This window comes from Agrobacterium sp. LEGMi-208b, assembly GCF_059511785.1.
On the sequence record NZ_CM183446.1, the window covers coordinates 1,969,676 to 1,994,423 of the forward strand.

Consider the following 24,748-nt stretch of genomic DNA (forward strand, 5'->3'; position numbering starts at 1 on the left):
GGCCTAAACCCAGCACCGTCACCCCGGACTTGATCCGGGGTCCAGCGCGATCAAGTCCTTGATCGCAAAAGACTCTTCTCACGGCGCAGACGCGCCGTGGCTGGATTCCGGCTCAAGGCCGGAATGACGGAAAAATAGCGACACGGACGTATAAGCCGTCAGTCACCGATCCACCGTTCGACATCCGCCGATTTTCGCGTCGTATAGTCTTTGCGCGCATCCCCCGTTTGACAGCCGACGCAAAAAAATGCCAGCAAATGCTCAAGCATAATTCCTAGAGGGCAGCGGCATGGCCAGACGAAACGACGCACATGGACGGCTGGACGATGCGGCCCGCGCCGGCTGGCTTTATTATGTCGCCGGCCGCACGCAGGATGAGATCGCCGCCGCCATGGGCATTTCCCGGCAATCGGCGCAGCGGCTGGTGTCGCTTGCCGTCGCCGAGCGGTTGATCAAGGTCCGGCTCGATCACCCCATCGCCGCCTGTCTCGAAAAAGCCGAGCGGCTGAAAGAAAAATTCGCTCTTAGATATATCGAGGTGGTGCCGAGCGATCCGGCCGGGGTCTCCTCCACCGTCGGCATTGCCGAGGCCGGCGCGGCGGAAATCGAGCGCTGGCTGAAAAATGCCGAGCCCATCGTGCTCGCCATCGGCACCGGCCGTACCTTGAAAGCCGCCGTAGACCAGCTGCCGCCGATGGAATGCCCGCAGCATCGCATCGTCTCATTGACGGGAAATATCGGGCCGGACGGATCGGCCGCCTATTATAACGTCATCTTCAGCATGGCCGATGCCATCAAGGCCCGGCATTTTCCGATGCCGCTGCCGGTGCTCTGCTCTTCTGCGGAAGAGCGGGAGTTGCTGCATGATCAGTCCATGGTGCGATCCACGCTGGCGCTGGGTTCTGCGGCCAATGTCACCTTCGTCGGTGTCGGCGAGCTCGGGGAAAACGCACCGCTCTGCGTCGATGGTTTCCTCGGCGTCGATGAGATGAAGGCGCTGATGGCAAGCGGGGCGGTCGGCGAGATTTGCGGCTGGATGTATGATGCCAATGGCCACATTCTCGAGCACGCCGTCAACGAGCGCGTCGCCTCCGTTCCCATCCCTTCACGAGAGACCTGCACCGTCATCGGCATGGCGCAGGGCGCGCGCAAGAACGCCTCGATTCTGGCGGCGCTGAGGGGTGGTCTGCTGAACGGCCTCATCACCGATGAAGTCACGAGCGAATATTTGCTCACTCACTGAGCAAAAATTAAACACATAAAATCAAAGGCTTGGTTTTTCCATGTGCGTCGCAGCACAGGATGTCGCTTGACTTTTTTGCTCATGAGGTGAGTAAATGCTCTAGAGCAAAGCGAATGCTCATCATTTTTCTTCTGGGAGGAAGATATGACATTGAAGACCATTTTGCTGGGCGCATGCTCGGCACTCGCCTTTTCGACCCTTGCTTCCGCCGAGACGCTGACCATCGCCACCGTGAACAACGGCGACATGATCCGCATGCAGGGTCTGACCTCGGACTTCACCACCAAGAACCCCGACATCAAGGTCGAATGGGTGACGCTTGAAGAAAACGTCCTGCGTGAGCGCGTGACGACCGATATTGCCACCAATGGCGGCCAATATGACATCATGACCATCGGTAACTACGAAGTGCCGATCTGGGCCAAGCAGGGCTGGCTGCTGCCGCTCGAAAAGCTCGGCGACAAATATGACGTCGACGATCTGCTACCGGCGATCCGCGGCGGCCTCTCCAGCGAAGGCAAGCTTTATGCGGCGCCTTTCTACGGCGAATCCGCGATGATCATGTATCGCAAGGACCTGTTTGAAAAAGCCGGTCTGAAGATGCCGGATAGCCCGACCTGGGAATTCATCGGCGACGCCGCCCGCAAGATCACCGACCGCAAGGCCGATATCAACGGCATCTGCCTGCGCGGCAAGGCCGGCTGGGGCGAAAACATGGCCTTCATCAGCGCGCTCACCAACTCCTTCGGTGGCCGCTGGTTCGATGAAAACTGGAAACCGCAGTTCGATCAGCCGGAATGGAAAAGCTCGCTGCAGTTCTACGTCGATCTGATGAAGGATGCCGGCCCGTCCGGTGCCTCCTCCAACGGCTTCAACGAAAATCTGACGCTGTTCCAGCAGGGCAAATGCGGCATGTGGATCGACGCCACGGTGGCTGCTTCCTTCGTTTCCAATCCGAAGGATTCCACCGTTGCCGACAAGGTCGGTTACGCCATTTTCCCGACCCATGGCGAGCTGAAGAACCATGGCAACTGGCTGTGGTCGTGGAACCTCGCGATCCCGAAGAGCTCGCAGAAGGCGGAAGCGGCCGAGAAGTTCATTTCCTGGGCAACCAGCAAGGAATATACCGAGCTCGTCGCTTCCAAGGAAGGCTGGGCAAACGTGCCTCCGGGCACCCGCACCTCGCTTTACAAGAATGCCGAGTATGAAAAGGCAGCCGCCTTCGCCAAGCCGACGCTTGCCGCCATGGACGCCGCCGACATCACCAAGCCGACCGTAAAGCCCGTGCCTTATACCGGTGGCCAGTTCGTGGCGATCCCTGAATTCCAGGCGCTCGGCACCACGGTCGGTCAGCTGTTCTCGGCGGTCGTTGCCGGCCAGTCCAGCGTCGACGATGCGCTTGCGGGCGCCCAGTCGACCGCGACGCGTGAAATGACCCGCGCCGGTTACATCAAGTAATCCTCCCGAAGATCGCTGTCCGGCGCCAATGCCGGGCAGCGAACCTTGGGGATGGCAAGCCGCCGGTCTGTACGGTGGCGTTTAAGCCTTTCAAATCAAAACAAGAATGAGCCGGTTCTTCCGGATATGCCGGGCGCATGTCGTGACGCCTGTACCCAAGGGGAGGTGAGTGCAATGGCAACTCGAAACACGAGCGGTCTGGCGCGGGTGATGCTTGCGCCATCGGTGCTGTTATTGCTGGTGTGGATGATTGTGCCTCTGGCGATGACGCTGTGGTTCTCGTTCCAGAACTACAATCTCCTCAACCCGGCCAATGTCAGCTTTGCGGGTCTCTTCAATTACCAGTATTTCTACACCGACCCGGCCTTCTTCCAGTCGATCTGGAACACGCTTTTGATCGTCGGCGGCGTGCTTGCGATCACCGTCATCGGCGGCATCGCCATTGCGCTTCTGCTCGACAATGACATTTTCGGCCAGGGCATCGTGCGCATCATGATCATCTCGCCCTTCTTCGTCATGCCGCCGGTGGCCGCATTGGTGTGGAAGAACATGATCATGCATCCCGGTTACGGCGTGCTTGCCGATCTGTCGCGCTTCTTCGGCCTGCAGCCGGTCGACTGGTTCGCGCAGTTTCCGCTGCTCTCCATCATCATCATCGTCGCCTGGCAATGGCTGCCGTTTGCGACGCTGATCCTGCTGACTGCCCTGCAGTCGCTCGACGGCGAGCAGAAGGAGGCCGCCGAGATGGATGGCGCCAACTTCGTCAACCGCTTCATCCATCTGACGCTGCCGCATCTGTCGCGCGCCATCACCGTCGTCATCCTCATCCAGACGATCTTCCTGCTTGGCGTCTACGCGGAAATCCTCGTCACCACCAATGGCGGACCGGGTTATGCCTCCACCAACCTCGCCTTCCTCATCTATCGCACCGCGCTTCTCGGTTACGACGTCGGCGGCGCTTCGGCCGGCGGCATCATCGCCGTCATCCTCGCCAATATCGTCGCCATCTTCCTGATGCGGGCGGTTGGCAAGAACCTGGATCGTTGAGGGGGCGTGATATGACAATGGTTCTGTTCTCCGGGGTTTTGCTCTCTGGGATTTTGCCCTCCGGGGTTTCGTTCTCCGGCCGGCCCTCCACCCTCCCTCATTCCTGTGCTTGTCACAGGAATCCAGCCAGCCCAAGTCCTTGGGCTGAAAGAAAGTCCCTCCGTCGCGCAGACGCGCGCCGACTGGATTCCTGTGACAAGCACAGGAATGAGGGCGGTGGGGATGTGCCCGCCGGAACGATAATGGCCTCCCTTCCGGCCCCAGCATCCCGCAAGTCCACACAAATCCGGCCCCGTGCTTTTACCGCTATTACCTCAGGGGAGGTCTAATCATGGCCCGCAAGACAACCACACGTGCGAAGATCGGCTTTTCCATCGCGGCCTGGGCCGTGGCGCTGCTGCTGTTCTTCCCGATCCTCTATGCCTTCCTCACCTCGCTCAAGACCGAACCGGAGGCAATCGCCGGCTTCAGCCTCATTCCCTCGGGCACCTTCGAGAATTACGTGACGGTCCAGACCCAGCGCGATTACTTCAAGCCGTTCATGAACTCGGTGGTGCTGTCGCTCGGCTCGACGATCATTGCGCTGATCATCGCCATTCCCGCCGCCTGGGCCATGGCGTTCTCGCCGACCAAGCGCACCAAGGACATTTTGATGTGGATGCTCTCCACCAAGATGATGCCGGCCGTCGCCGTGCTGGTGCCGATCTATCTGATCTTCCGCAATGCCGGCCTGCTCGATACCCGCATCGGGCTCACCATCATGCTCACCTTCATCAACCTGCCGATCGTCATCTGGATGCTCTACACTTACTTCCGGGAAATCCCAGGCGAGATCCTCGAGGCAGCCCGCATGGATGGCGCATCCCTGTGGAACGAGATCGTGCACGTGCTCACACCAATGGCGGTGCCGGGCATTGCCTCGACGTTGCTGCTCAACGTCATCCTTGCCTGGAACGAAGCCTTCTGGACCATCCGGCTGACGACCACCAATGCAGCACCGCTGACGGCCTTCATCGCCTCCTTCTCGAGCCCACAGGGGCTGTTCTGGGCAAAACTCTCGGCCGCCTCGATGATGGCGATCGCCCCCATTCTCGTCATCGGCTGGTTCTCGCAGAAACAACTCGTGCGTGGCCTGACCTTTGGCGCCGTGAAATAAGGAACGACAAACATGGGCAGCATTTCCCTTCAGAACGTGTCCAAGCTCTTCGGTGAGGCGAAAGTCATCCCGTCGATCGATCTCGATATCAACGACGGCGAGTTCGTCGTCTTCGTCGGCCCGTCGGGCTGCGGCAAGTCCACGCTTCTGCGCCTCATCGCCGGGCTGGAAGACGTCTCCGGCGGCAGAATAGTCATCGACGGCAATGACGCCACCGAAAAGGCGCCGGCCGAGCGCGGCCTTGCCATGGTGTTCCAGTCCTATGCGCTTTATCCGCATATGAGTGTCAGGAACAACATCGCCTTCCCGCTGAAGATGGCCAAGCTCGACAGGGCGGTGATCGACAAAAAGGTCGAAGACGCCGCCCGCGTGCTGAACCTCACCGATTATCTCGAACGCCGGCCCTCGCAACTATCAGGCGGCCAGCGCCAGCGCGTCGCCATCGGCCGCGCCATCGTGCGCGAACCGAAAGCCTTCCTGTTCGACGAGCCGCTCTCCAACCTCGATGCGGCGCTGCGCGGCACCATGCGGCTGGAAATCTCCGAGCTGCACAACACGCTGAAGACCACGATGATCTACGTCACCCACGATCAGGTGGAGGCCATGACCATGGCCGACAAGATCGTGGTGCTCAACCGCGGCAATATCGAGCAGGTCGGCTCGCCGATGGAGCTTTACCGCACCCCCGCCAACCTCTTCGTCGCCGGCTTCATTGGCTCACCGCGCATGAACCTCATCACCGGTGATTTTGCCCGCAGCAAGAACGCCACCACCGCCGGCGTGCGGCCCGAGCATCTGCTGCTGTCGAAGGAAAGCGGGCTGTGGCAGGGCAAGGTCACGGTTGCCGAACATCTCGGATCGGATACCTTCCTGCATCTCGAGGTGTCAGGCATCGGCCCGATCACCGCCCGCACTGACGGCGAGTTCGAATGCAAACATGGCGATACCGTCTTCATCACCCCGGACGAGACCAAGATACACAGGTTTGATGAGAAGGGTGTCGCAATATGACGGGGAGACTGGAAGGCAAATCCGCGCTGATAACAGGCTCGGCGCGCGGTATCGGCCGCGCCTTTGCGGAGGCCTATATACGTGAGGGCGCAACCGTCGCCATCGCCGATATCGATTTCGAGCGGGCGAGCAAGACCGCTCGCGAGATCGGCGAGAACGCCTATGCCGTCGAACTCGATGTGACCAAACAGCATTCCATCGACACCGCCATCCGCACCGTGGAAGGCCAGACCGGCGGGCTCGATATCCTCATCAACAATGCCGCACTTTTCGACCTCGCACCGATTGTCGAGATCAAACGCGAGAGCTACGAAAGACTGTTTTCGATCAACGTGTCCGGCACGCTGTTCATGATGCAGGCCGCCGCAAAAACAATGATTGCTCGGGGAAAAGGCGGCAAGATCATCAACATGGCAAGCCAGGCGGGCCGGCGCGGCGAGGCCTTGGTGGCGGTTTATTGCGCCACCAAGGCCGCTGTGATCAGCCTCACGCAATCGGCCGGGCTCGACCTCATCAAACACGGCATCAACGTCAATGCGATTGCGCCCGGCGTGGTCGATGGCGAGCACTGGGACGGTGTGGATGCGCTGTTTGCGAAATATGAAAACCGCCCCGCCGGCGAAAAGAAGCGGCTGGTCGGGGAAGCCGTACCTTTCGGCCGCATGGGCCGTGCCGAAGATCTGACCGGCATGGCGGTCTTCCTCGCCTCCGATGAAGCCGAATACATCGTCGCCCAGACCTATAATGTCGATGGCGGCAACTGGATGAGCTGACCACCGGGGTTTCCCGGTGACCGGCACGAACAACGTTTCCCCTTTCGAGGATCGTGACATGACATGCAAACTCTCCCTCGCAACGCTTGACGAAGCCAGAAAAACGGCGGCGGTTCCGGCCTATTCCCGGGCCGATCTTTCCGCCGGCATCGTGCATTTCGGCGTTGGCAATTTCCACCGCGCCCATCAGGCGGTTTATCTGGATGACCTGTTCAACACGGGTGCGGATCATGACTTCGCCATCATCGGCGCCGGCGTTCTGCCCTCCGACGCGGTGATGCGCGAGAAACTCGCCGCGCAGGATTTCCTGACCACTGTCGTAGAGCAGGACAATAACCGCACCGGCGCTCGCGTCACCGGGCCGATGATCGATATTCTGCAGGTTGGCGATACGCAGCGGATCATCGATACGCTGGCCGATCCGAAAATCCGCATCGTCTCGATGACGATTACCGAGGGCGGTTATTTCATCGATGCTTCCGGCTCTTTCAATCCGCAACATCCGGCCATTGCCGAAGATGGAAAGAACCCGTTGACGCCAAAAACCGTGTTCGGCCTGATCGTCGCCGGGTTGAAGGCACGGCGCGACAGGGGGCTGCAACCCTTCACCGTCATGTCCTGCGACAACATCCCGCATAATGGCAAGGTCACCAAAAACGCGGTGGTCGGGTTGGCGGCGCTCTCCGACCCGGCCTTCGCCAGCTGGATTGGCGAAAACGTCGCTTTCCCCAATTCCATGGTCGACCGTATCACGCCAGCCACCGGCGAGCGCGAACGCAACATTGCCCGCGACGATTTCGGTATCGAGGACAATTGGCCGGTCTTCTGCGAAGAGTTCAAACAATGGGTGATGGAGGATAATTTCCCCGCCGGTCGCCCGGCGCTGGAAAAGGCCGGCGTGCAGTTCGTCAGCGACGTTGCGCCCTATGAGCACATGAAGATCCGCATCCTCAATGGCGGCCATGCGGCAATTGCCTATCCGGCGGCACTGCTCGATATTCATTTTGTGCATGAGGCGATGGAGCATCCGCTGATCCGGGCGTTTCTGGCAAAGCTTGAAAATGAAGAGATCATCCCGGTCATTCCGCCGGTTCCCGATACAAATCTTGCCGACTATTTCGCCCTGATCGAGCGGCGTTTCCTCAATCCGAAGATCGGCGACACCATTCCGCGTCTGGCGCAGGACGGCTCCAACCGCCAGCCGAAATTCATCCTGCCATCCACCGCCGACCGTCTGGCGCGTGGCGAGGATATCGTCGGCCTTTCGCTGGTGTCTGCCCTGTGGTGCCGTTATTTCCAGGGCACGTCCGACAGCGGCAGGGAAATCGCCTTCAACGATGCCAGCGCCGAACGCCTGCAGGCGGCGGCGATCAAGGCGAAGGATGATCCGATGGCCTTCCTCGCGCTTGACGACATCTTCGGGGAGGTTGCCGAATCGGAGCTTTTCCGTAAACGCTTTGCCCATGCACTGAAGACGCTGTGGCGCGAAGGCACGGCGAAGACCTTGCAGCTTTATCTGGATGACAAGCTGGCTGAAAAGTGACCGCGAGATGGAAGACGAGACCGGGCCCCTGTTGATTTTCGATTGCGACGGCGTGCTCGTCGACAGCGAGCCGGTCTCCATCTCCGTCCTTCTCGACATGCTCTCCCATCTCGGCGTGACGATGGGAGAGGAAGAGGCCTATGAGCGCTTTCTCGGCCGCAGCGTCGCCAGCATGACGGCGACTCTGTTTGAGGACTACGGCGTCGAGACGGACATCGATTTTCTCGACCATATGCGGGCGACGCTGTTTGAGCGTTTCCGCACCGAATTGCAGCCCATAGAGGGCATTGCCGAAACGCTGGACAGGCTTCTGCCGCTGAAGCGCTGCGTGGCGTCTTCCAGCCAGCCGGAGCGTATCCGCTATTCGCTGGGGCTGACCGGCCTGATCGACAAATTCGAGCCGCATGTGTTCAGCGCCACCATGGTGAAGAACGGCAAACCGGCGCCCGATCTCTTCCTGCATGCGGCGCGCCAAATGGCTGCCGAGCCGCGTCACTGCATCGTGATCGAGGACAGCCCCGCCGGCATTGCCGCCGCAAAGGCAGCCGGCATGGGCGTTTTTGCCTTTACCGGCGGATCGCATGCGCGCTTTCCCGCATTCCGCGAAAAGATCGCCGGGCTAGGGGCGGATGCCGTGTTTGACGCGATGCCGGATTTGGTCCAACTTGTCAGGAGCTATGTGGGGAAGGGCGGTTTTGACGGCCAAATGGAACGTGATGCAGGCTGAAGCGTATTTTGCCTGCCGTCGCCGGGTCGTTGCGCAAGGGATGGAATTGCAGTCTTGATGCGTCAAAATCTCGTCGCTGTCGATGTCGGCACCGCCAGCGCCCGGGCCGGCATTTTCGATCCGGCCGGCCGGCTGCTTGCCCGTTCCACCCATCCAATCCTGATGCAGCGGCCGCAGGAAAACCACGCCGAGCACGATTCCACCGACATATGGAACGCGGTCTGCATCGTGGTGAAGGCAGCGCTTGCCGAGGCGGGTGTTTCACCGCAAAGCATCGCCGCCATCGGTTTCGACGCCACCTGCTCGCTGGTCATCCGCGATGGGCGGGGTGAGCCGGTTTCGGTTTCCGTTACCGGCGAAGACCGCTTCGACACCATCGTCTGGCTCGATCACCGGGCGATATCGGAGGCCGACCGGCTGACGGCATCCGGCCACCGGGTGCTGGATTTTGCCGGCAACAGCGTCTCGCCGGAAATGCAGATGCCGAAGCTGATGTGGCTGAAGACGCATATGCCGACAAGCTGGTCACGCATGTCCTTCGCTTTCGATCTGGCGGATTTTTTGACATGGAAAGCGACGGGTTCGGCCCAGCGCTCAAATTGCACGCAGACGGCGAAGTGGAATTTTCTGGCGCAGGAAAATCCCGGCTGGCAGGCGGATTATCTCGAACTGGCGGGCCTTGCCGATTTGAGAGAGCGGGGAGGGCTGCCCGAAACCACGGTGATGCCGGGGGAAAGCATCGGCCCGCTTTCACCCGAAGCGGCCGCCGAGCTCGGCCTCGATACCGGCTGTGAGGTCGCTGCGGGCATGATCGACGCCTATGCCGGCGCGCTTGGTGCGCTGGGCGGCTGCTTGTCTGCGGATGTGGGCCGGCATGTGGCGCTGATCGCCGGCACATCGAGCTGCCTTGTCGCCATGTCGGAGCGGCAGATGCCCGGCCACAGCCTCTGGGGTCCCTATTGGCAGGCGATCCTGCCCGGGCACTGGCTGGTGGAAGGCGGGCAATCGGCCACCGGCGCGCTGCTCGACCATATCGTGCGCATGCATGCGGCGGGCGGTGAGCCGGATACGGCGCTGCATGCCCGCATCGTTGCGCGGGTAACGGAATTGCGGGCGCTTGAGGGTGAGGCGTTTGCCGAGCGGCTGCATGTGCTGCCGGATTTCCACGGCAACCGCTCGCCGCTTGCCGATCCGCATGCCGTCGGCGTCATCAGCGGGCTGACGCTGGATACGTCTTTCGACAGTCTGTGCCGTCTTTACTGGCGCACCGCCGTGGCGATTGCGCTTGGCGCCCGGCATGTGCTCGATGCCATGGAGCGTTTCGGTTATGCGGTTGAAAGCCTGCACGTCACCGGCGGGCATGTGAAGAACCCGCTGCTGATGGAGCTTTATGCCGATGTGACGGGCAAGCGCATCGTGGTTCCCGCCACCGCCGATGCCGTGCTGCTGGGCACGGCGATGACGGCGGCGACGGCCGGCGGGGTGCATGCGAACCTTGCGGCCGCAGGGGCCGCCATGTATCCGGGCAATGCGGAAATATCGGGAAATCCGGCGCGTGGCCCCCGTTATGAGCGGGATTATCGCCGTTTTCTCGCCATGTACCGCCATCGTCAGGAACTGGAAAGCCTTTGATTTTTCGCCGAAAATGGCAAGGCTAGACCATGGCTCAGGGCTGCCGCCTGTTTCTTCTCCCCGCCGGGGAGAAGGTGGCCCGAAGGGCCGGATGAGGGGGCACCCTCACCGGATATCTCTACCCTTGCCCCCTCATCCCGCTGCCGCGACCTTCTCCCCGGCGGGGAGAAGAAACAAGCGGTAACCGCTCGATCCCTTGAACCCCTCCTGCCGTGAAGCGCAATCAGGTTCGCAGCGAGCGCTTAAGGGCGGCGATGTTCCGTGCCCTTGCCCTGCCCGTATCGTCGGCCCCGGTGCTGAGCGCACAGAGGGTGAATTCCAAAAGCGAGACCAGTTGCAGCAGCCCCTGGCCACCGTTCTGGGCCTGCGGCATGGCAAGAGAGAGATCGACGCTTTCCGGTCCCCATTCGTAAAATCGGGTGGTGATCAAAAGCGTCCTGTAGCCGCTCTTGCGCGCCATTGCCGACAGGCGCTGCAGGGGCGACAGGCTGCCACCGCAATCCATGATGACGAGCAGCGCCTGCGCGGGGTCAAAATCCCACAGGGCGACATAGGCCGCACTGTCGCTGCCGAGATAATGGATGCGGCCCCGGCTCTCCAGCAGCCGCCCGTAAAAATGGCGCCCGGCATCGATACTTTCCGGAGAGGTTGCCAGAAAAACATCGCCGGCCGTGGCGATCTCGTTCATGGCAATCCGCCAGATCGATTGGGTGGTCATGTCGAAAGCGGTCTGGATGGCCTGAATCTGCTGGGACAGAAGCTGTGAAAACGGGTTGGAATGGCGCTCGCCGCCCTCGGCCGTGGCGGGCTGGTCGGCGCCGGCCGCTTCTTCGGCATGGCGCAGATCGGCGCGGATATCGCTGAACTGCCGGTATCCCAGGGAACGCAGGAAACGGCCGACCGTCATCGGACTGAGGCTGAGCTTGGCGGCAAGCGTCTGCGCCGTCTCGAACGGCAATTCGTCCAGATGTTCGATCAGATATTTGGCGATCTTGCGCTCTGAGGGCGTTCCCGCCTTCATGGCGCGCGTAAGGTTCAACAGCAGCTTTTCCACCAACGCCTCATTCTTTTATCTTTATTGAACGATGATGCATGCGCGCGCGCAAACGAGCGTGCGAACCGCGATTTAGGGTGGGGGATAGCCTTTCCGGCCTTGTCCTCCACCGGACCGGAATGCGAATTATGATAGATGGATTATTATATTTTAGAGATACCTTTTGTTCAAGGGAAATTCCATCTGCGGTTTAAATCCGGATATCGGGCATCCCTTTGCCCGTCTTGCAGAGGGGGCGGGCAGCGCTTATCTCTCGTCTGGTAAGTGTGTTTCACCGCGAAGGTGTCGAGGAGTTACGGATGATTTTTGATGCGGCGAGGCTTGCCTTCCACAATCTCTTTGCCACCGAAACCCGGTCGGTATTCTGGAAGGTTCTGGGGCTCACGCTTCTCGTGCTGGCGGCGCTGTGGTTCGCCATCCGCTCGATCTTCATCTATTTCGCCTTGCCCTGGGTGGATACGCTGATCCCCGGCGTGCCGGACTGGGCGGGTTGGCTGACCTTCGTTTTCGCCATTTTCGCCGGCATCGGACTTGCGCTGGCGCTTGCGCTGCTCATTTCGCCGGTCACCGCCGTCATTGCCGGCCTGTTTCTCGATGATGTCGCCGAAGTGGTTGAAAAAAAGAGCTATCCGAACGATCCGCCGGGCAAGGCGATGCCGGTCGGCGAGGCCGTTTTGTCGTCCATCAAGTTCTTTGGTGTCGTCATTGCCGGCAACCTCATCGCGCTGCTGCTGCTTCTGGTGCCGGGCATCAATCTCATCGCGTTTTTTCTGGTGAACGGTTATCTGCTCGGCCGGGAATTCTTCGAATTCGCGGCGATGCGTTTCCGCTCCCCCGTGGAGGCAAGGCAGTTCCGCTCAAAACACCGCACCACCGTCTTCATGGCCGGGCTGGTGATTGCGGCCTTTCTGGCGGTGCCGTTCCTCAACCTGTTGACGCCGCTTTTTGCCGCCTCGATGATGGTGCATCTGCACAAGGCCGTCAGCCGGCGCGATCCCTCATTCGCCGCTGGCCGCACTGAACAGCTGCGCGGGTAATTCCACCAGTGGGGCCGGAATATTGAAGGTCTTTTCCGGCGATTTGCAGATATCGGCAATCACGCAGCGCTCGCATTCCGGCTTGCGCGCCTTGCAGCAATAACGCCCGTGCAGGATCAGCCAGTGGTGGGCATGGAACAGATATTCTTCGGGAATGATGCGGATCAGCCGGTCTTCAACCTCGTCAGGGGTTTTGCCCGGCGCAAGACAGAGCCGGTTGGCAATGCGGAAGACGTGGGTATCCACCGCAAGCGTGGGCACGCCGAAGGCCATGGACATCACCACATTGGCCGTCTTGCGGCCGACCCCCGGCAGCGTCACCAGCTCCTCGCGGGTTTTCGGCACCTCGCCGCCGAAATTGTCGATCAGCATCTGTGACAGCGCGATGACGTTTTTCGCCTTGTTGCGGTAAAGCCCGATGGTCTTGATATAGCCGATCAGTTCTTCCTCGCCGAGCGCCAGCATCTTTTCCGGCGTATCGGCCACCTTGAACAGCGCCCGGGTCGCCCGGTTGACGCCCACATCGGTCGCCTGCGCGGAAAGCGCCACGGCCACCAGCAGGGTGAAGGGATTGGTATGTTCCAGTTCGCCTTTCGGCTCCGGCCGCTGAATGGAAAAACGGCGAAAGATTTCGGTGAGCTCGTCCTTTGAATAGGCCGTTTTCACCCGCGCCGGCTTGCGCGCGGATGCCGGATTTGACTTTTTCAATGTTTGGGTGCTGGATCGTTTCTTGGCGACTGTCATGGACTATCTATAGCCAGCCCGCCCAAAGGAAAGCAACGTGGATACGCTTAACGACAAGCCGATTTTCGCGGCGGAACTCGTTCCGCACCGTTCGCTTGGCAGAAGGGGTTTCCGGCTGCTCCTGCTTTTTTCCGGGCTGGCCTGCCTTGTTTATGGCGGCTTCTTCCTCGCCACCGGGGCATGGCCGGTCGGCCTGTTCTTCGGGCTGGATTTTCTGCTGCTTTATGCCGCCTTCCGCGCCAATTACCGGGCGGCTAAGGCGCGGGAAGAGGTCAGCGTCTCGCGCACCAGCCTGTCGATCCGCAAATTTTCTCCGGCCGGGCGGATGGTGGAACATCGCTTCAATCCCTTCTGGGCACGCTTCCGGGTGAGGCGGCATGACGAGATCGGCATCGTCTCCATGCATGTGACGGGCGAGGGCCGGGCGACCGATATCGGTTCGTTTCTCAATCCGGATGACAGGGAGAGTTTCGCGAAAGCTTTCGGCGGCGCGCTGGCGACTGTGCGGCGGCGGATGTAAGAGGATAATCCAGCTCTCCCTCCGTCATTCCGGCCCTGAGCCGGAATCCAGCCGACGCGCGTCTGCGCGGCGGAAAAGACTCCTTTCAGCCCAAGGACTTGGGCTGGCTGGATACCGGCTCGAGGCCGGTATGACGGTAGAAATGGAGCAGTGCGCAAGAAACGGGTGGAGGCCGACGCGCTTTAATGGTTTTCTCTTCCCCGTTAGGAGACATGCGATGAACGCCAATATTACGCTGAACGAAGACATCACCCCCATCGGATCGGACTACGACACGGTGCGCGGGGTTATCGAGCTTTTGACGCTGGATTATCGCGAGCAGCCCTCCCTCGAAGCCATTGCCGCAAGGCTCGGCCAGTCGCCGACGCAATTGCAGAAAACCTTCACCCGCTGGGCCGGTCTTTCGCCCAAGGCCTTCCTGCAGGCCGTGACGCTCGATCACGCCAAGCGGCTGTTGCGCGAGGAGGACCTGCCGCTCTTGGAAACCTCGATCGAGGTCGGCATGTCGGGGCCGGGACGCCTGCACGATCTGTTCGTCACCCATGAGGCCATGTCGCCCGGCGAATGGAAGGCGAAGGGCGGCGGGCTGACGATCCGTTACGGGTTCCATGCGTCGCCCTTCGGACTTGCCCTGGTCATGTCGACCGATCGTGGCCTTGCCGGCTGCGCCTTTGCCGATCCGGGTGAGGAAAGGGCCTGTTTCGAGGATATGGCCGGCCGCTGGCCGAATGCCTGTTATGTCGAGGATCGCGAAGCGACGGCGCCCTATGCCGCGCGTATCTTCGATCCATCCATGTGGTCGGCGGACAGGCCGCTGCGCGTCGTGCTGCTCGGCACGGATTTTCAGGTGCGCGTATGGGAAAGCCTCCTGAAAATCCCGATGGGTCGCGCCGTCACCTATTCGCACATCGCCTGCGATATCGGCCAGCCTACCGCGTCGCGTGCGGTTGGTGCGGCGGTCGGCGCCAACCCGGTGTCGTTCGTCGTTCCCTGCCATCGCGCCGTGGGGAAAAGCGGGGCTCTGACGGGGTATCACTGGGGCCTGACCCGCAAGCGGGCGATGCTCGGCTGGGAAACGGGGAAGGTGTGAGTTTGGTCTCCCTCATCCCTGTGCTTGTCACAGGGATCCAGCCAACCCAAGTCCTTGGGTTGAAAAGACTCTTCCCGTCGCGCAGACGCGCACCGACTGGATTCCTGTGACAAGCACAGGAATGAGGGAGAGCCTAAATCGACTGACGAGGCCTAAACCAGCTCCATCAACGCCCTCGCCGCCGCTTCGTCTGTTATCAGCGTGTTACACCCGATGCGCTTGATCGTGGCGCGGATGGCGACGGCGCGGTGGGCGCCGCCGGAGGCGAGCACGATGTGTTTGGCCTTGCGCAGCGTATCGAGATCGATCGCCATGGCGCGCTGGTTGATTGGGTGATCGACGGAGCGGCCTTCCGCATCGATGAAATTAAACATGGTATCGCAGACGCAGCCGGCATCGATGAGTTCCTGCAGCGTCGCCTTCGAAATGAAACCCTCCGACAAAGATGTCGAATGCGGGCCGATATCGCCGCAGGAGACGATGGCGAGATCGAGCGTTTCGGCGAGGTCGTAAAGCGTCGCGAGCCCGCATTTTTCGATCAGCGCCCGCTTGGTCTCGACGGAATCCACCAGGAGCGGCGCCAGAAACATGTAACATTCGGCCCCCAGCGCGCTCGCCAGCCGCCAGGTGTAATCGAGCGGGTTGGTCTGGTGCACGGCGACGATACCGCCGAGCAGCGAGACGACCTTGCAGTTTTCCCGGCGCGGCGGGCGGAAGCTGGAAAGCGAAGCGGTCATGGTGCGGCCCCAGCCGACGCCGATGGTGGCGCCGTTCGGCACCGCTTCGGAAAGGAATTGTCCGAGCGCCAGCCCGACCGCCTTGGCCGTGCCTTCTGCGCTTGCCTTGTCTGGAGATGGGCCGGGGGAAGGGATGATCACCGCCTCATCCAGCCCGTAAGCGGCTTCCAGTCGGCCGGCCAGTTCGACGAAATCCTCGATACCCTCATTGATCCAGATCTGCACTTCGGAGCGTTTCATCGCCTCGTCCAGCAGGCGGATGACGGTGGAGCGGCTGATGCCCAGTTTCTCGGCGACGTCTTTCTGCGTCATGCCCTGATTATAATAGAGCCATGCGGCGCGCAGCCTCAGCGAAGCCGCTTCCGAATAGGCCGTATGGGTTTCTCTTCTCAGTTTCGCCACGGTTTCCGCCATTCCTTATGTTTGCGGAGTATCGCAGGCGTGAAACTTATGTCAATTGCGATGCGCAAATGTCTTGACTTTCGACCGTGCCGCTTGCGATAGTCGGAGCCGGACAAACCGCGATTTCGGCCTTGGGCGCACCCATGGTGCGGGAACGAAATGACGGCTGAGCAAGTTTTCAAGCGATCATGAAGGATCATTCGATATGACGTCCAAACTCGAACAACTTCGCGCCATCACCACGGTCGTTGCCGATACCGGCGATATCGAGGCGGTTGCGCGCCTGAAGCCGGTGGATTGCACCACCAACCCGACCATCGTTCTCAAAGCTCTCGGCACACCGGCCTTTGCCGATGCGGTGAAGGAAGCCGTCGCATGGGGCAAGAAGCAGGGCGGCCAGTCCGACGCCGTGGTTGCCGCCGTTGCCGACCGTCTTGCCATTTCCGTGGGTGCAGCGCTTGCCGGCCTCGTTCCGGGCCGCGTGTCGACCGAAGTCGATGCCGATCTCTCCTTCGATACGCAGGCCTCCATCACCAAGGCGCGCCACATCATTGCCGCCTACAAGGAGCGCGGCATCGAGCGTGAACGCATCCTCATCAAGCTCGCTTCCACCTGGGAAGGCATCAAAGCCGCCGAAGTGCTGCAGTCCGAAGGCATCGATTGCAACCTGACGCTGCTCTTCTCGCAGGCCCAGGCGATTGCCTGCGCCGAAGCCAAGGTCTTCCTCATCTCGCCCTTCGTCGGCCGTATTCTCGACTGGTACAAGAAGTCCACCGGCGAGACCTACACCGCCGAAACCGATCCGGGTGTGGTTTCGGTGCGCAGCATCTACAATTATTACAAGGCCAATGGCATCAGCACGGTCGTCATGGGCGCGTCCTTCCGCAATGTCGGCGAAATCGAAGCACTGGCCGGTTGCGACCGCCTGACGATCAGCCCGGCGCTGCTGGAAGAGCTGGACAAGGATACCGGCAAGCTGGAGCGCAAGCTTTCGGCCGAGAATGTCAAGGCCGAGCCGCTGCAGTCGCTCGACGAAAAGGCATTCCGCTGGGCGCTGAACGAAGACGCGATGGCCACCGAGAAGCTCTCGGAAGGTATCCGCCTTTTCGCCAAGGATCTGGTGACGCTGCGCGAAATGGTCCGCAAGGAACTGACGCTGGCTGCGGCCTGAGAACTCGCCGTTCAGGCTTTCGCCACGTTGCCGCCCACGAGACGTCATCCTCGGGCTTGTCCCGAGGATCTATCGCCGTCTCGTAAAATCAATCGGTCGCAGATCCTCGGGACAAGCCCGAGGATGACGAAAAAGGGAAGGTCGCTACCTTCCTCTTCAGCCTCAAAGGGAACAAACCAGGTCTCCCCTGCGTTTACCCCGCATAAATCTCCAGTCACTCAAAACGCGATCGGGTCCCTGCCGGTCGCGTTTTTTTGTGGTCAGACGCTTCCGGTGACGATCTCGGAAATGCGTTTTGCCGCCTCGCGGATCAGCCCTTCGCAGGCCTCGCTTGTCGGCGCCCTGCCGCCCAGCGGCGTGATATAGGGGCAGGTGATGACGGCGAGCGCCGTGCCATCGAGCGTCAGCACCGGGGCGGAGATGTTGCGCACCCCGGCGGTCTGCAGGCTGTCCATGGATTCAAAACCGTGTCTGCGCACCTCGGCCAGCCGCTCGGCAAGGCCCGGCGGCACCGTTTCGCCGCTGCCGCGCACCTGTTCGGTGATCATGATCTCGCGCTGCGCCTCGGTCTGGAAGGCCAGAAGCACATGGCCGGAGCCGGTATGGAACAGGCTCATCTGCGCGCCGACCCGCATGGACATGGCCCAATAGGTGGCCGATTCCTGCTGGGCGATGACGACGACGCTGCCGCGGTCATAAACCGCCAGATGGCAGGCCTGCTCGGCGCTCGCCGAAAAATCGCGCATGACGGGTGTGGCAAAGGAGACCAGCCGGCGGATCGGCGCGTGGAAATGCGCCAGCCCGAACATCTTCAGCGTCAACGAAAAACGGTCGCCATCAAGCCGCTGCACATAGCCGCGGCGCACCAACCGGTCCAGCATGCGGTAAAGCTCGTTCGGGCTTTTTCCGATCGATTTGGCGATCTCGATCTGCGTCAGCCCGCCATCGGTGCGGGCCAGAAGTTCGAGAATGTCCAAACCCTTGTCGAGCGCGGGGGCGCGATATCTTTCGCTGTCGTCTTCGGTCATCTGGCCTCGATGGTGTTTGCGCGGCGGTCGGGTGCGGCAGCCTGAAAATATGGTTGCCCGATACCCGACATCCGCGCAAGTTTGCTTGACGCCATATGAATACCGCGTTTACATATGAATTGTCGATCCATATTTGAGATCATCGAAATTTAGCGATCCGTCCATAGAGGCCGGTCGCGCCGAGCGGGAGGCTATTCAATGGTGCAGGATTTTAACGGCCGGACAGTGGTAATCACCGCCGCCGGTCAGGGTATCGGCCGGGCTGCGGCCGAGCGGTTCGTGTCGCTCGGCGCGCGCGTCATCGCCACCGATATCAATGAGCAGGCGCTTTCGACGTTGAAAGGCGCGGAAACCCGGGTTCTGAACGTGCTTGACGGCGATGGTGTCAAGGATTTCGCCGCCGATATCGGCCATGCGGATGTGCTGTTCAACTGCGCCGGTTTCGTTCATTCGGGCACCATCCTGGAGTGCGAAGAGAAGGACTGGGATTTCTCCTTCGATCTCAACGCCAAGGCCATGTACCGCACCTGCCGCGCCTTCCTGCCCGGCATGCTGGAAAAGGGCAAGGGCGCAATCGTCAACATGTCCTCGGTTGCATCGAGTGTGAAGGGCGTGCCGAACCGTTTCGCCTATACCGCGTCGAAAGCCGCCGTGGTGGGCCTGACCAAGGCGATTGCGGCCGATTTCGTCACCAGGGGCATTCGCTGCAACGCCATCTGCCCCGGCACGGTCGACAGCCCGTCCTTGCATGACCGCCTGCGCGCCACCGGCAATTACGAACAGGCGCTCGCCGATTTCATCGCCCGCCAGCCGATGGGCCGCATCGCCACGCCGGAAGAAATCGCAGCGCTCGTCACCTATCTCGCTTCTGATGAGGCAGGTTTCACCACCGGCCAGATCCATGTGATCGATGGCGGCTGGACGGCCTGAGGGGTTATTACGGGAGAGAGGAGATGGGACCGCGTTTATTCGCCGGTTGAGGTTTTAACATCTCCACAAACTCAACGTCATCCTCGGGCTTGACCCGAGGATCCACACCTCAGGCTATGGATCCTCGGGTCAAGCCCGAGGATGACGCAGGAGAGTATACAGTTTTCAGAGATTAAAGGCGGCCGGCTCTTGCACCGGTCGCCTTTTTCATTCAGACGACGGCGCTTCCGGCCATCAGTGCAAGCACGAGGAAGACCAGGAAGATCACGACGGCGATGAAGAACAGAATGCGGGCCACGCCCGCCGCGGCTGCCGAAATGCCGGTAAAGCCGAATACGCCGGCGATCAAAGAAATAACAAAGAAAATAAGAGCCCACTTCAGCATGGCGCTTCCCCTTTTGCATAATTTTCCCGAGCTCGCCGCCCCGCGACAGGCTCGGTAAAATGACGCGCAAAAGGGGAAAATGTTCCACACGCCCGCAAAAATCGTTGTTTTAGAGTGTTTTCGCTTTTCTTCGAATCGCGAAAACACTCTTACTCTTTGTTTTGGCGCATTTCCGGACGGAAAACCGGGGTCCACTTTTCCTGGAAATGCTCTAGAAGCCTGTTTCACGCGCCGCGTCGATCTGGCGGGCTTTCCAGATGGTGCGGATGAAGGTGGCAACGAAAGCAAGGCTCATGAACATCACGATGGTGGGGGCCGGCGCGCTGTCGATCAGGAAGCTTAGCCATATGCCCGAAAGCGATGAGGCGACCGCCACCGCAATGGCCACCAGCAGCATGGCGGAAAACCGCCGGGTCAGCAGGAAGGCGATTGCCCCCGGCGCCACCAGCATGGCGACCGAAAGGATGATGCCCACCGCCTTCAATGCGCCGACCACGGTGAGCGACAGAACCATTAGCAGGCCGTAATGCAGCACACGCACCGGCAGGCCGATGGCTTTTGCATGCTGGGCATCGAAGGCGTTGACCAGGAGGTCCTTGCGCAGGATGCCGAGGAACAGCGTGGCGAAAAGCGCGATCAGGCCCGTCTCCAGCATGTCGGACGGCGCAATGCCCAGCATGTCGCCGAAGAGGATGTGGTCGAGATGCACGTCGCTTTGCACCTTCACATAAAGCACGAGCCCCAGACCGAACATGCCGGAAAAGACGATGCCAAGCACCGTATCTTCCTTGATGCGGCTGTTTTCCTTGATGAAACCGGTGCCGAGCGCGCAGATCATACCGGCGATGAAGGCGCCGATGGAAAGCGGGATGTTGACGATATAGGCCACCACCACGCCGGGCAGCACGGCGTGCGAAACCGCATCGCCCATCAGCGACCAGCCTTTCAGCACCAGAAGACAGGAGAGCATCGCCATGGGCACCGCGATCATCAGCGTGATCACGAAGGCATATTGCATGAAGGGCAATTGAAACGGCAGGATGGCGAGTTCGAGATATTCGCTCATGGCGTTTCTCCGAGCGTCTTGCGGGCCTTGGCCCGGGATGCGAGCAGGCCGTGCTTGGGCGCGAAGATGAAGGCGGCAAGGAAGATCGCCGTCTGCAGCACGACGATGACGCCACCGGTCGCGCCATCGAGGAAATAGCTGAGATAGGCGCCGACGAAGCTGGTGGCCGCGCCGATGATGAGGCTCATCAGGATCAGCCGCTCGAAACGGTCGGTGAGCAGATAAGCGGTGGCGCCCGGCGTCACCACCATGGCGACGACGAGGAAGGCCCCGACGGTCTGGAGGGCGGCAACCGTGGACGCAGCAAGCAGGGTGAAAAAAATCACCTTCAGTACTTCCGGCTTCAGCCCCACGGTGCGGGCGTGGTTCTCATCGAAGAACACCACCATGAAGTCACGCCATTTCAGCGCCAGCACGATGAGGCTGATGCCGCCGATCAGCGCCAGCTGGATGGTGTCTTCGGCGGTGATGGCGAGAATATTGCCGAGCACGATGGTCTGGATATTCACCGAGGTGGGCGAGAGCGAGACCATGAACAGGCCAAGCCCGAAAAACGAGGTGAAGATCAGCCCGATGATCGCGTCTTCCTTCAGCCGTGTCTTCTGGTTCAGGAACAGCATGGAACCGGCCGCAAGCCCGCCGGAAAGGAAAGCACCCAGCGAAAAGGGAAGGCCCAGCATATAGGCGCCCGCCACACCCGGAACGATGGCATGGGAAAGCGCATCGCCGATCAGCGACCAGCCTTTCAGCATCAGATAGGCGGAGAGAAAGCCGCAGACGCCGCCCACCAGTGCGCTGACCCAGATGGCGTTCAGCATATAGCCATAGGTGAAGGGCTCAAGAAGGCTGTTTATCATCGACTTTTTCTTTCGGAGCCTCAGGATCGCGCCCGTTATGGCCATTCTTGCCGTAGATCACGAAGGGCCGCTCGTCATCGGTGATGACCTTCACCCGGCGCGGATCGGCGTCATTATGCAGGTCTGCCCCGCCAAGCACGAAGTGGCGCAGGCTGCCGCCGAAGGCTTTTTGCAGGTTCTCCTCGTTGAAGGTATCCGCCGTCTTGCCCGATGCCAGCACCGTGCCCTTGACGAAGACGGCGCGGTCACAGAATTCCGGCACGCTGCCGAGATTATGGGTGGAGACCAGCATGACGCGGCCTTCGTCGCGCAGCGCCTTCAAAAGTGCGACGATCTGCTCTTCCGTCGTCACGTCGACACCGGTGAAGGGCTCGTCCAGCAGGATGACCTGACCTTCCTGCGCCAGCGCGCGGGCCAGAAACACCCGCTTCTTCTGCCCGCCGGAGAGTTCGCCGATCTGGCGCTTGCGATAATCGAGCATGTTGACGCGTTTCAGCGCCTCTTCGACCATCTGGTGATCGCGTTTGGACGGGATGCGCAGGAAATTCATGTGGCCGTAGCGCCCCATCATCACCACATCCTCCACCAGCACCGGAAAACTCCAGTCCACCTCCTCGGCCTGCGGCACATAAGCGACGAGGTTTTTCCTGAGCGCTTCCTTGACGGGCAGGTCGAAAATCGAGACGGAACCGGCGGCCAGCGGCACGAAACCCATGATCGCCTTGAAAATCGTGGACTTGCCGGCGCCATTGACGCCGACAAGTGCAGTGATCGTTCCGCGGGGGATGGAAAAGCTGGCATTTCTTAATGCGGTGTGGCCGTTTCGATAGGTCACTGTCGCATTTTGAACCGTCAGGCCGCCGCCGGATTTTTTACTGCCCATTCTCATGAAGACAGCCCCTTGGCGATGGTTTCGCTGGTCACGCGCAAAAGGTCCAGATAGCCCGGAACCGGGCCGTCCGCTTCGCTCAGCGAGTCCACATAGAGGATGCCGCCATAGGCCGCGCCGGTTTCCTTGGCCACCTGCTGCGCAGGATCGGCGGAAACCGTGCTTTCGCTGAAGATGACCTGGATATTATGCTCGCGCATGGCGTCGATCACGCCGCGCACCTGCTGCGGTGTGCCTTGGCTATCGGCATTGACCGGCCACAGGAACAGTTCCTTCAGGCCGAAATCACGGGCGAGATAAGAAAAGGCGCCTTCGCTCGTCACCAACCAGCGCTTGTTCTCAGGCAGAACCGAAAGCGTGTCGCGGATCGGCTGCACCGTGGCCCTGATCTTGTCCGAATAGGCCTTGGCATTGGCGGCGTAGACGTCGGCATGGGCAGGGTCGATTTCGGCAAGACCCTTGCGGATATTTTCCACGTAGATCAAGGCGTTATCGGGCGACATCCAGGCATGCGGATTGGGTTTTCCCTGATAGGCGCCGCCGCTGATCGCCATGGGTTCCACGCCCTCGCTCACCGTCACGCTCGGCACGCCGGAAAGGTTGGCCAGGAACTTTTCGAACCACAATTCCAGATTGAGACCGTTGCGCAAAACCAGATCGGCCTTGCGGGCTTTGAGAATATCGCGCGGCGTCGGCTGGTAGTTGTGAATTTCAGCGCCCGGCTTGGTGATGCTTTCCACCTCGGCCGCATCTCCCGCCACATTGCGCGCCATGTCGGCGATGATGGTGAAGGTGGTCACGACAACAGGCTTTTCCTGGGCAAGGGCAGCGCCCGGCAGAAAAAGCGAAAAAGCGAAAATGGCGTGGCGGATTTTATGGAAGTTCACGGAGCTCACCAGATTTTGTTGCGATTAATTCGCAATACCATCTGTTATAAAATCACGCTTGTCAACGCTATTGCAAATCATTCGCAAATTACTGCATTTCGCAAATGTCCGGAAATGGCGCGTTTTTGCTGGTGTTGTGCTGGCGGGATTAAACTTTTTTCAATGAGAAAGCGGCACTATCGCAAGGCTCGGACAGCGTGGTCCCGAGCTTGTCCCGCGTGTGTTCCTCATCCATCGAGCCACGTTTTGGGGTGAGGGCGTAAGACGGGGTACTTGATGTCAGGATGTTGCGGGTGAAAGCTGTATTCGGACGAATGCGGTTTTCGCGCAAGCTCGTTATGATTGGAGGCGGGATCCTGCTTTTGGCGGGTGCGACCGGCTCTGCTGCCGTATTTATCGGCAGCGAGCGGCTGCTCGGGCGATCCTACGTTTCTTCCAACGGGCTTTCCTGCGACGCGGTCCAGACAGTCAACATCCGCAAGAACGGTTCCTTATGGGTCCGCAAATTCATTCGCACCCAGGGCGGTGACGGCACCGAGCGGCTGAAGACCGCGATTCGGGTCGCCCGGGCGGTTTACGACAAGCAGAAACCCGATCTGGTTCAGGTCTCCGTACTCGACAGGAACGGTCCGCAACTGCGCTCGGAAATGCGCGGCCGTGCCATTGCCGCACAGGTGGTCTTCATTCCCGATCCGGCAAAAATCCCCGAAGGGGCGGATGCCCACCGTTATTCGGCCTTTTATTATGATGGCGCGGCGAATGGCAGCGGCCAGTTTTACGGCTTGCGCATCGACCTGCCGCTGGAAGATACCGAGGCACTGGCGGCAAGCCTCAGCGATTCCGCCGATTGTGCCACCCCGGCTCTGGATGCAGGCTCGGAAGGCCACGAAGGAAAATCCGCGAAAAGTGCTTCGGGACACGGCGAAACCAAGGATGACGGCGCGGGTGGCCATGGCGCCGCGCCGGCGCAAACCGAGGAAGGCGGCGCCGGTGCTGAAGGCCACGGTGAAAGCCCGTCTCCCGAAGCGCATGGCGAGCCGGCTGCCGACGAACTTCTGACCTCGACGCCGGAAGCCGATGGCGGCAGCATCTTCAGCCTCACCTATCTGAAATCGCTGATCTTCGGCAAAGGCTCGACCACCGCACAGGCGGCGGAAGGGAAGCCGGCTTCCGAAAACGCGCCGGAGGAAGAATCCGGTGCAGAGAAAAAGGCACCGAGCCACTAAAGGATCCGCTCGATCAAAGCGGATATTCCAGCTCTTTGTTTTACGCATTTTCCGGACGTAAAACCGCCTCGCACTTCCAGGGGAAATGCTCTAGCAGGCGAAGGTGGGTTCTCCCGGAAGCCTTCCGGGGATATT

Annotated in this window: 24 protein-coding genes; 15 read left to right on the top strand and 9 right to left on the bottom strand. The window is 60.6% G+C overall.

The genetic code is table 11. The annotated features are described in order from the left end of the window. Window positions 1-289 precede the first annotated feature (289 nt). The 9 genes from AC5YUO_RS23545 (at window position 290) to AC5YUO_RS23585 (ending at window position 10,590) form a co-directional block, all read left to right on the top strand. Entirely contained in the window at window positions 290-1,243 is a 954-nt protein-coding gene (locus tag AC5YUO_RS23545; RefSeq protein WP_496155460.1) for a sugar-binding transcriptional regulator, read from the top strand. Window positions 1,244-1,387: 144 nt separating this feature from the next. Further along, entirely contained in the window at window positions 1,388-2,701 is a 1,314-nt protein-coding gene (locus tag AC5YUO_RS23550; protein ID WP_003524929.1) for an ABC transporter substrate-binding protein, read from the top strand. A 174-nt stretch (window positions 2,702-2,875) separates the two neighbouring features. Continuing rightward, window positions 2,876-3,748 carry a carbohydrate ABC transporter permease gene (locus tag AC5YUO_RS23555; protein ID WP_080820603.1) on the top strand — a complete coding sequence of 291 codons (873 nt, stop codon included), beginning with the start codon at window positions 2,876-2,878 and terminating at the stop codon, window positions 3,746-3,748. Window positions 3,749-4,079: 331 nt separating this feature from the next. Further along, entirely contained in the window at window positions 4,080-4,904 is an 825-nt protein-coding gene (locus AC5YUO_RS23560) for a carbohydrate ABC transporter permease (protein WP_065116739.1), read from the top strand. Window positions 4,905-4,916: 12 nt separating this feature from the next. Then, the gene (locus tag AC5YUO_RS23565) at window positions 4,917-5,915 is read left to right on the top strand and encodes an ABC transporter ATP-binding protein (RefSeq protein ID WP_496155461.1); all 999 of its coding nucleotides are present in this window, start codon (window positions 4,917-4,919) and stop codon (window positions 5,913-5,915) included. Then, window positions 5,912-6,688, top strand: coding sequence for an L-iditol 2-dehydrogenase (locus AC5YUO_RS23570; protein ID WP_496155462.1), 777 nt, complete (start codon window positions 5,912-5,914; stop codon window positions 6,686-6,688). The genes AC5YUO_RS23565 and AC5YUO_RS23570 overlap by 4 nt, the downstream gene beginning before the upstream one ends. 58 nt (window positions 6,689-6,746) lie before the next feature. Beyond that, a complete protein-coding gene (locus AC5YUO_RS23575; protein ID WP_496155463.1) occupies window positions 6,747-8,231 on the top strand; it encodes a mannitol dehydrogenase family protein in 1,485 nt (494 codons plus the stop codon). A 7-nt stretch (window positions 8,232-8,238) separates the two neighbouring features. Next, complete coding sequence (locus AC5YUO_RS23580; RefSeq protein WP_496156553.1) at window positions 8,239-8,958, top strand: HAD family hydrolase; 720 nt, start codon at window positions 8,239-8,241, stop codon at window positions 8,956-8,958. Between the two features lie 57 nt (window positions 8,959-9,015). Beyond that, entirely contained in the window at window positions 9,016-10,590 is a 1,575-nt protein-coding gene (locus AC5YUO_RS23585) for an FGGY-family carbohydrate kinase (RefSeq protein WP_496155464.1), read from the top strand. A gap of 223 nt (window positions 10,591-10,813) precedes the next feature. On the opposite strand, the gene AC5YUO_RS23590 is transcribed toward AC5YUO_RS23585, so the two are convergent. After that, window positions 10,814-11,647: a MurR/RpiR family transcriptional regulator gene (locus AC5YUO_RS23590; protein ID WP_496155465.1), complete on the bottom strand. Its 834-nt coding sequence runs from the start codon at window positions 11,645-11,647 to the stop codon at window positions 10,814-10,816. Between the two features lie 296 nt (window positions 11,648-11,943). Between AC5YUO_RS23590 and AC5YUO_RS23595 the strand changes: the two genes are divergently transcribed. Beyond that, window positions 11,944-12,681: a sulfate transporter family protein gene (locus tag AC5YUO_RS23595; RefSeq protein WP_496155466.1), complete on the top strand. Its 738-nt coding sequence runs from the start codon at window positions 11,944-11,946 to the stop codon at window positions 12,679-12,681. On the opposite strand, the gene nth is transcribed toward AC5YUO_RS23595, so the two are convergent. Next, window positions 12,643-13,425 (bottom strand): endonuclease III, encoded by a 783-nt coding sequence (gene nth / locus AC5YUO_RS23600; protein ID WP_496155467.1) that lies wholly within the window; start codon window positions 13,423-13,425, stop codon window positions 12,643-12,645. The genes AC5YUO_RS23595 and nth overlap by 39 nt on opposite strands. 37 nt (window positions 13,426-13,462) lie before the next feature. Between nth and AC5YUO_RS23605 the strand changes: the two genes are divergently transcribed. Then, window positions 13,463-13,945: a DUF2244 domain-containing protein gene (locus tag AC5YUO_RS23605; protein ID WP_496155468.1), complete on the top strand. Its 483-nt coding sequence runs from the start codon at window positions 13,463-13,465 to the stop codon at window positions 13,943-13,945. Window positions 13,946-14,162: 217 nt separating this feature from the next. Then, window positions 14,163-15,035: a methylated-DNA--[protein]-cysteine S-methyltransferase gene (locus tag AC5YUO_RS23610; RefSeq protein ID WP_496155469.1), complete on the top strand. Its 873-nt coding sequence runs from the start codon at window positions 14,163-14,165 to the stop codon at window positions 15,033-15,035. A gap of 152 nt (window positions 15,036-15,187) precedes the next feature. Here AC5YUO_RS23610 and AC5YUO_RS23615 read toward each other — a convergent pair whose 3' ends face one another. Continuing rightward, window positions 15,188-16,186, bottom strand: coding sequence for a sugar-binding transcriptional regulator (locus AC5YUO_RS23615; RefSeq protein ID WP_496155470.1), 999 nt, complete (start codon window positions 16,184-16,186; stop codon window positions 15,188-15,190). Window positions 16,187-16,379: 193 nt separating this feature from the next. Between AC5YUO_RS23615 and tal the strand changes: the two genes are divergently transcribed. Next, window positions 16,380-17,345: a transaldolase gene (gene tal, locus AC5YUO_RS23620; RefSeq protein WP_400820739.1), complete on the top strand. Its 966-nt coding sequence runs from the start codon at window positions 16,380-16,382 to the stop codon at window positions 17,343-17,345. A gap of 260 nt (window positions 17,346-17,605) precedes the next feature. Here the strand turns inward: tal and AC5YUO_RS23625 are convergent, their stop codons facing one another. Next, complete coding sequence (locus AC5YUO_RS23625; RefSeq protein WP_496155471.1) at window positions 17,606-18,373, bottom strand: IclR family transcriptional regulator; 768 nt, start codon at window positions 18,371-18,373, stop codon at window positions 17,606-17,608. Between the two features lie 198 nt (window positions 18,374-18,571). Between AC5YUO_RS23625 and AC5YUO_RS23630 the strand changes: the two genes are divergently transcribed. After that, the gene (locus tag AC5YUO_RS23630; protein ID WP_400820743.1) at window positions 18,572-19,303 is read left to right on the top strand and encodes an SDR family oxidoreductase; all 732 of its coding nucleotides are present in this window, start codon (window positions 18,572-18,574) and stop codon (window positions 19,301-19,303) included. A 211-nt stretch (window positions 19,304-19,514) separates the two neighbouring features. On the opposite strand, the gene AC5YUO_RS23635 is transcribed toward AC5YUO_RS23630, so the two are convergent. The 5 genes from AC5YUO_RS23635 to AC5YUO_RS23655 all read right to left on the bottom strand — a co-directional run bounded on the left by AC5YUO_RS23635 (window position 19,515) and on the right by AC5YUO_RS23655 (window position 23,387). After that, window positions 19,515-19,688 carry a DUF1328 domain-containing protein gene (locus tag AC5YUO_RS23635; protein WP_003499086.1) on the bottom strand — a complete coding sequence of 58 codons (174 nt, stop codon included), beginning with the start codon at window positions 19,686-19,688 and terminating at the stop codon, window positions 19,515-19,517. Between the two features lie 211 nt (window positions 19,689-19,899). Further along, entirely contained in the window at window positions 19,900-20,754 is an 855-nt protein-coding gene (locus AC5YUO_RS23640) for a metal ABC transporter permease (RefSeq protein ID WP_496155472.1), read from the bottom strand. Further along, window positions 20,751-21,611, bottom strand: coding sequence for a metal ABC transporter permease (locus AC5YUO_RS23645; protein ID WP_496155473.1), 861 nt, complete (start codon window positions 21,609-21,611; stop codon window positions 20,751-20,753). The genes AC5YUO_RS23640 and AC5YUO_RS23645 overlap by 4 nt, the downstream gene beginning before the upstream one ends. Beyond that, window positions 21,592-22,500, bottom strand: coding sequence for a manganese/iron ABC transporter ATP-binding protein (locus AC5YUO_RS23650; protein ID WP_496155474.1), 909 nt, complete (start codon window positions 22,498-22,500; stop codon window positions 21,592-21,594). Before AC5YUO_RS23650 ends, AC5YUO_RS23645 begins: the two co-directional genes overlap by 20 nt. Further along, window positions 22,497-23,387 carry a metal ABC transporter substrate-binding protein gene (locus AC5YUO_RS23655; protein WP_496155475.1) on the bottom strand — a complete coding sequence of 297 codons (891 nt, stop codon included), beginning with the start codon at window positions 23,385-23,387 and terminating at the stop codon, window positions 22,497-22,499. Before AC5YUO_RS23655 ends, AC5YUO_RS23650 begins: the two co-directional genes overlap by 4 nt. Window positions 23,388-23,671: 284 nt before the next feature. Here AC5YUO_RS23655 and AC5YUO_RS23660 point away from each other — a divergent pair, with 284 nt between their 5' ends. Then, window positions 23,672-24,613, top strand: a complete 942-nt coding sequence (locus AC5YUO_RS23660; RefSeq protein ID WP_496155476.1) for a hypothetical protein — start codon at window positions 23,672-23,674, stop codon at window positions 24,611-24,613. Window positions 24,614-24,748: the final 135 nt, after the last annotated feature.

What these genes read in the sequence shown, in the direction of transcription:
- AC5YUO_RS23545 (WP_496155460.1), top strand. Translation starts at nt 290, where the DNA reads ATGGCCAGACGAAACGACGCACATGGACGGCTGGACGATGCGGCCCGC.
- AC5YUO_RS23550 (WP_003524929.1), top strand. Translation starts at nt 1,388, where the DNA reads ATGACATTGAAGACCATTTTGCTGGGCGCATGCTCGGCACTCGCCTTT.
- AC5YUO_RS23555 (WP_080820603.1), top strand. Translation starts at nt 2,876, where the DNA reads ATGGCAACTCGAAACACGAGCGGTCTGGCGCGGGTGATGCTTGCGCCA.
- AC5YUO_RS23560 (WP_065116739.1), top strand. Translation starts at nt 4,080, where the DNA reads ATGGCCCGCAAGACAACCACACGTGCGAAGATCGGCTTTTCCATCGCG.
- AC5YUO_RS23565 (WP_496155461.1), top strand. Translation starts at nt 4,917, where the DNA reads ATGGGCAGCATTTCCCTTCAGAACGTGTCCAAGCTCTTCGGTGAGGCG.
- AC5YUO_RS23570 (WP_496155462.1), top strand. Translation starts at nt 5,912, where the DNA reads ATGACGGGGAGACTGGAAGGCAAATCCGCGCTGATAACAGGCTCGGCG.
- AC5YUO_RS23575 (WP_496155463.1), top strand. Translation starts at nt 6,747, where the DNA reads ATGACATGCAAACTCTCCCTCGCAACGCTTGACGAAGCCAGAAAAACG.
- AC5YUO_RS23580 (WP_496156553.1), top strand. Translation starts at nt 8,239, where the DNA reads ATGGAAGACGAGACCGGGCCCCTGTTGATTTTCGATTGCGACGGCGTG.
- AC5YUO_RS23585 (WP_496155464.1), top strand. Translation starts at nt 9,016, where the DNA reads ATGCGTCAAAATCTCGTCGCTGTCGATGTCGGCACCGCCAGCGCCCGG.
- AC5YUO_RS23595 (WP_496155466.1), top strand. Translation starts at nt 11,944, where the DNA reads ATGATTTTTGATGCGGCGAGGCTTGCCTTCCACAATCTCTTTGCCACC.
- nth (WP_496155467.1), bottom strand. Translation starts at nt 13,425, where the DNA reads ATGACAGTCGCCAAGAAACGATCCAGCACCCAAACATTGAAAAAGTCA.
- AC5YUO_RS23610 (WP_496155469.1), top strand. Translation starts at nt 14,163, where the DNA reads ATGAACGCCAATATTACGCTGAACGAAGACATCACCCCCATCGGATCG.
- AC5YUO_RS23615 (WP_496155470.1), bottom strand. Translation starts at nt 16,186, where the DNA reads ATGGCGGAAACCGTGGCGAAACTGAGAAGAGAAACCCATACGGCCTAT.
- tal (WP_400820739.1), top strand. Translation starts at nt 16,380, where the DNA reads ATGACGTCCAAACTCGAACAACTTCGCGCCATCACCACGGTCGTTGCC.
- AC5YUO_RS23625 (WP_496155471.1), bottom strand. Translation starts at nt 18,373, where the DNA reads ATGACCGAAGACGACAGCGAAAGATATCGCGCCCCCGCGCTCGACAAG.
- AC5YUO_RS23630 (WP_400820743.1), top strand. Translation starts at nt 18,572, where the DNA reads ATGGTGCAGGATTTTAACGGCCGGACAGTGGTAATCACCGCCGCCGGT.
- AC5YUO_RS23635 (WP_003499086.1), bottom strand. Translation starts at nt 19,688, where the DNA reads ATGCTGAAGTGGGCTCTTATTTTCTTTGTTATTTCTTTGATCGCCGGC.
- AC5YUO_RS23640 (WP_496155472.1), bottom strand. Translation starts at nt 20,754, where the DNA reads ATGAGCGAATATCTCGAACTCGCCATCCTGCCGTTTCAATTGCCCTTC.
- AC5YUO_RS23645 (WP_496155473.1), bottom strand. Translation starts at nt 21,611, where the DNA reads ATGATAAACAGCCTTCTTGAGCCCTTCACCTATGGCTATATGCTGAAC.
- AC5YUO_RS23650 (WP_496155474.1), bottom strand. Translation starts at nt 22,500, where the DNA reads ATGAGAATGGGCAGTAAAAAATCCGGCGGCGGCCTGACGGTTCAAAAT.
- AC5YUO_RS23660 (WP_496155476.1), top strand. Translation starts at nt 23,672, where the DNA reads ATGTTGCGGGTGAAAGCTGTATTCGGACGAATGCGGTTTTCGCGCAAG.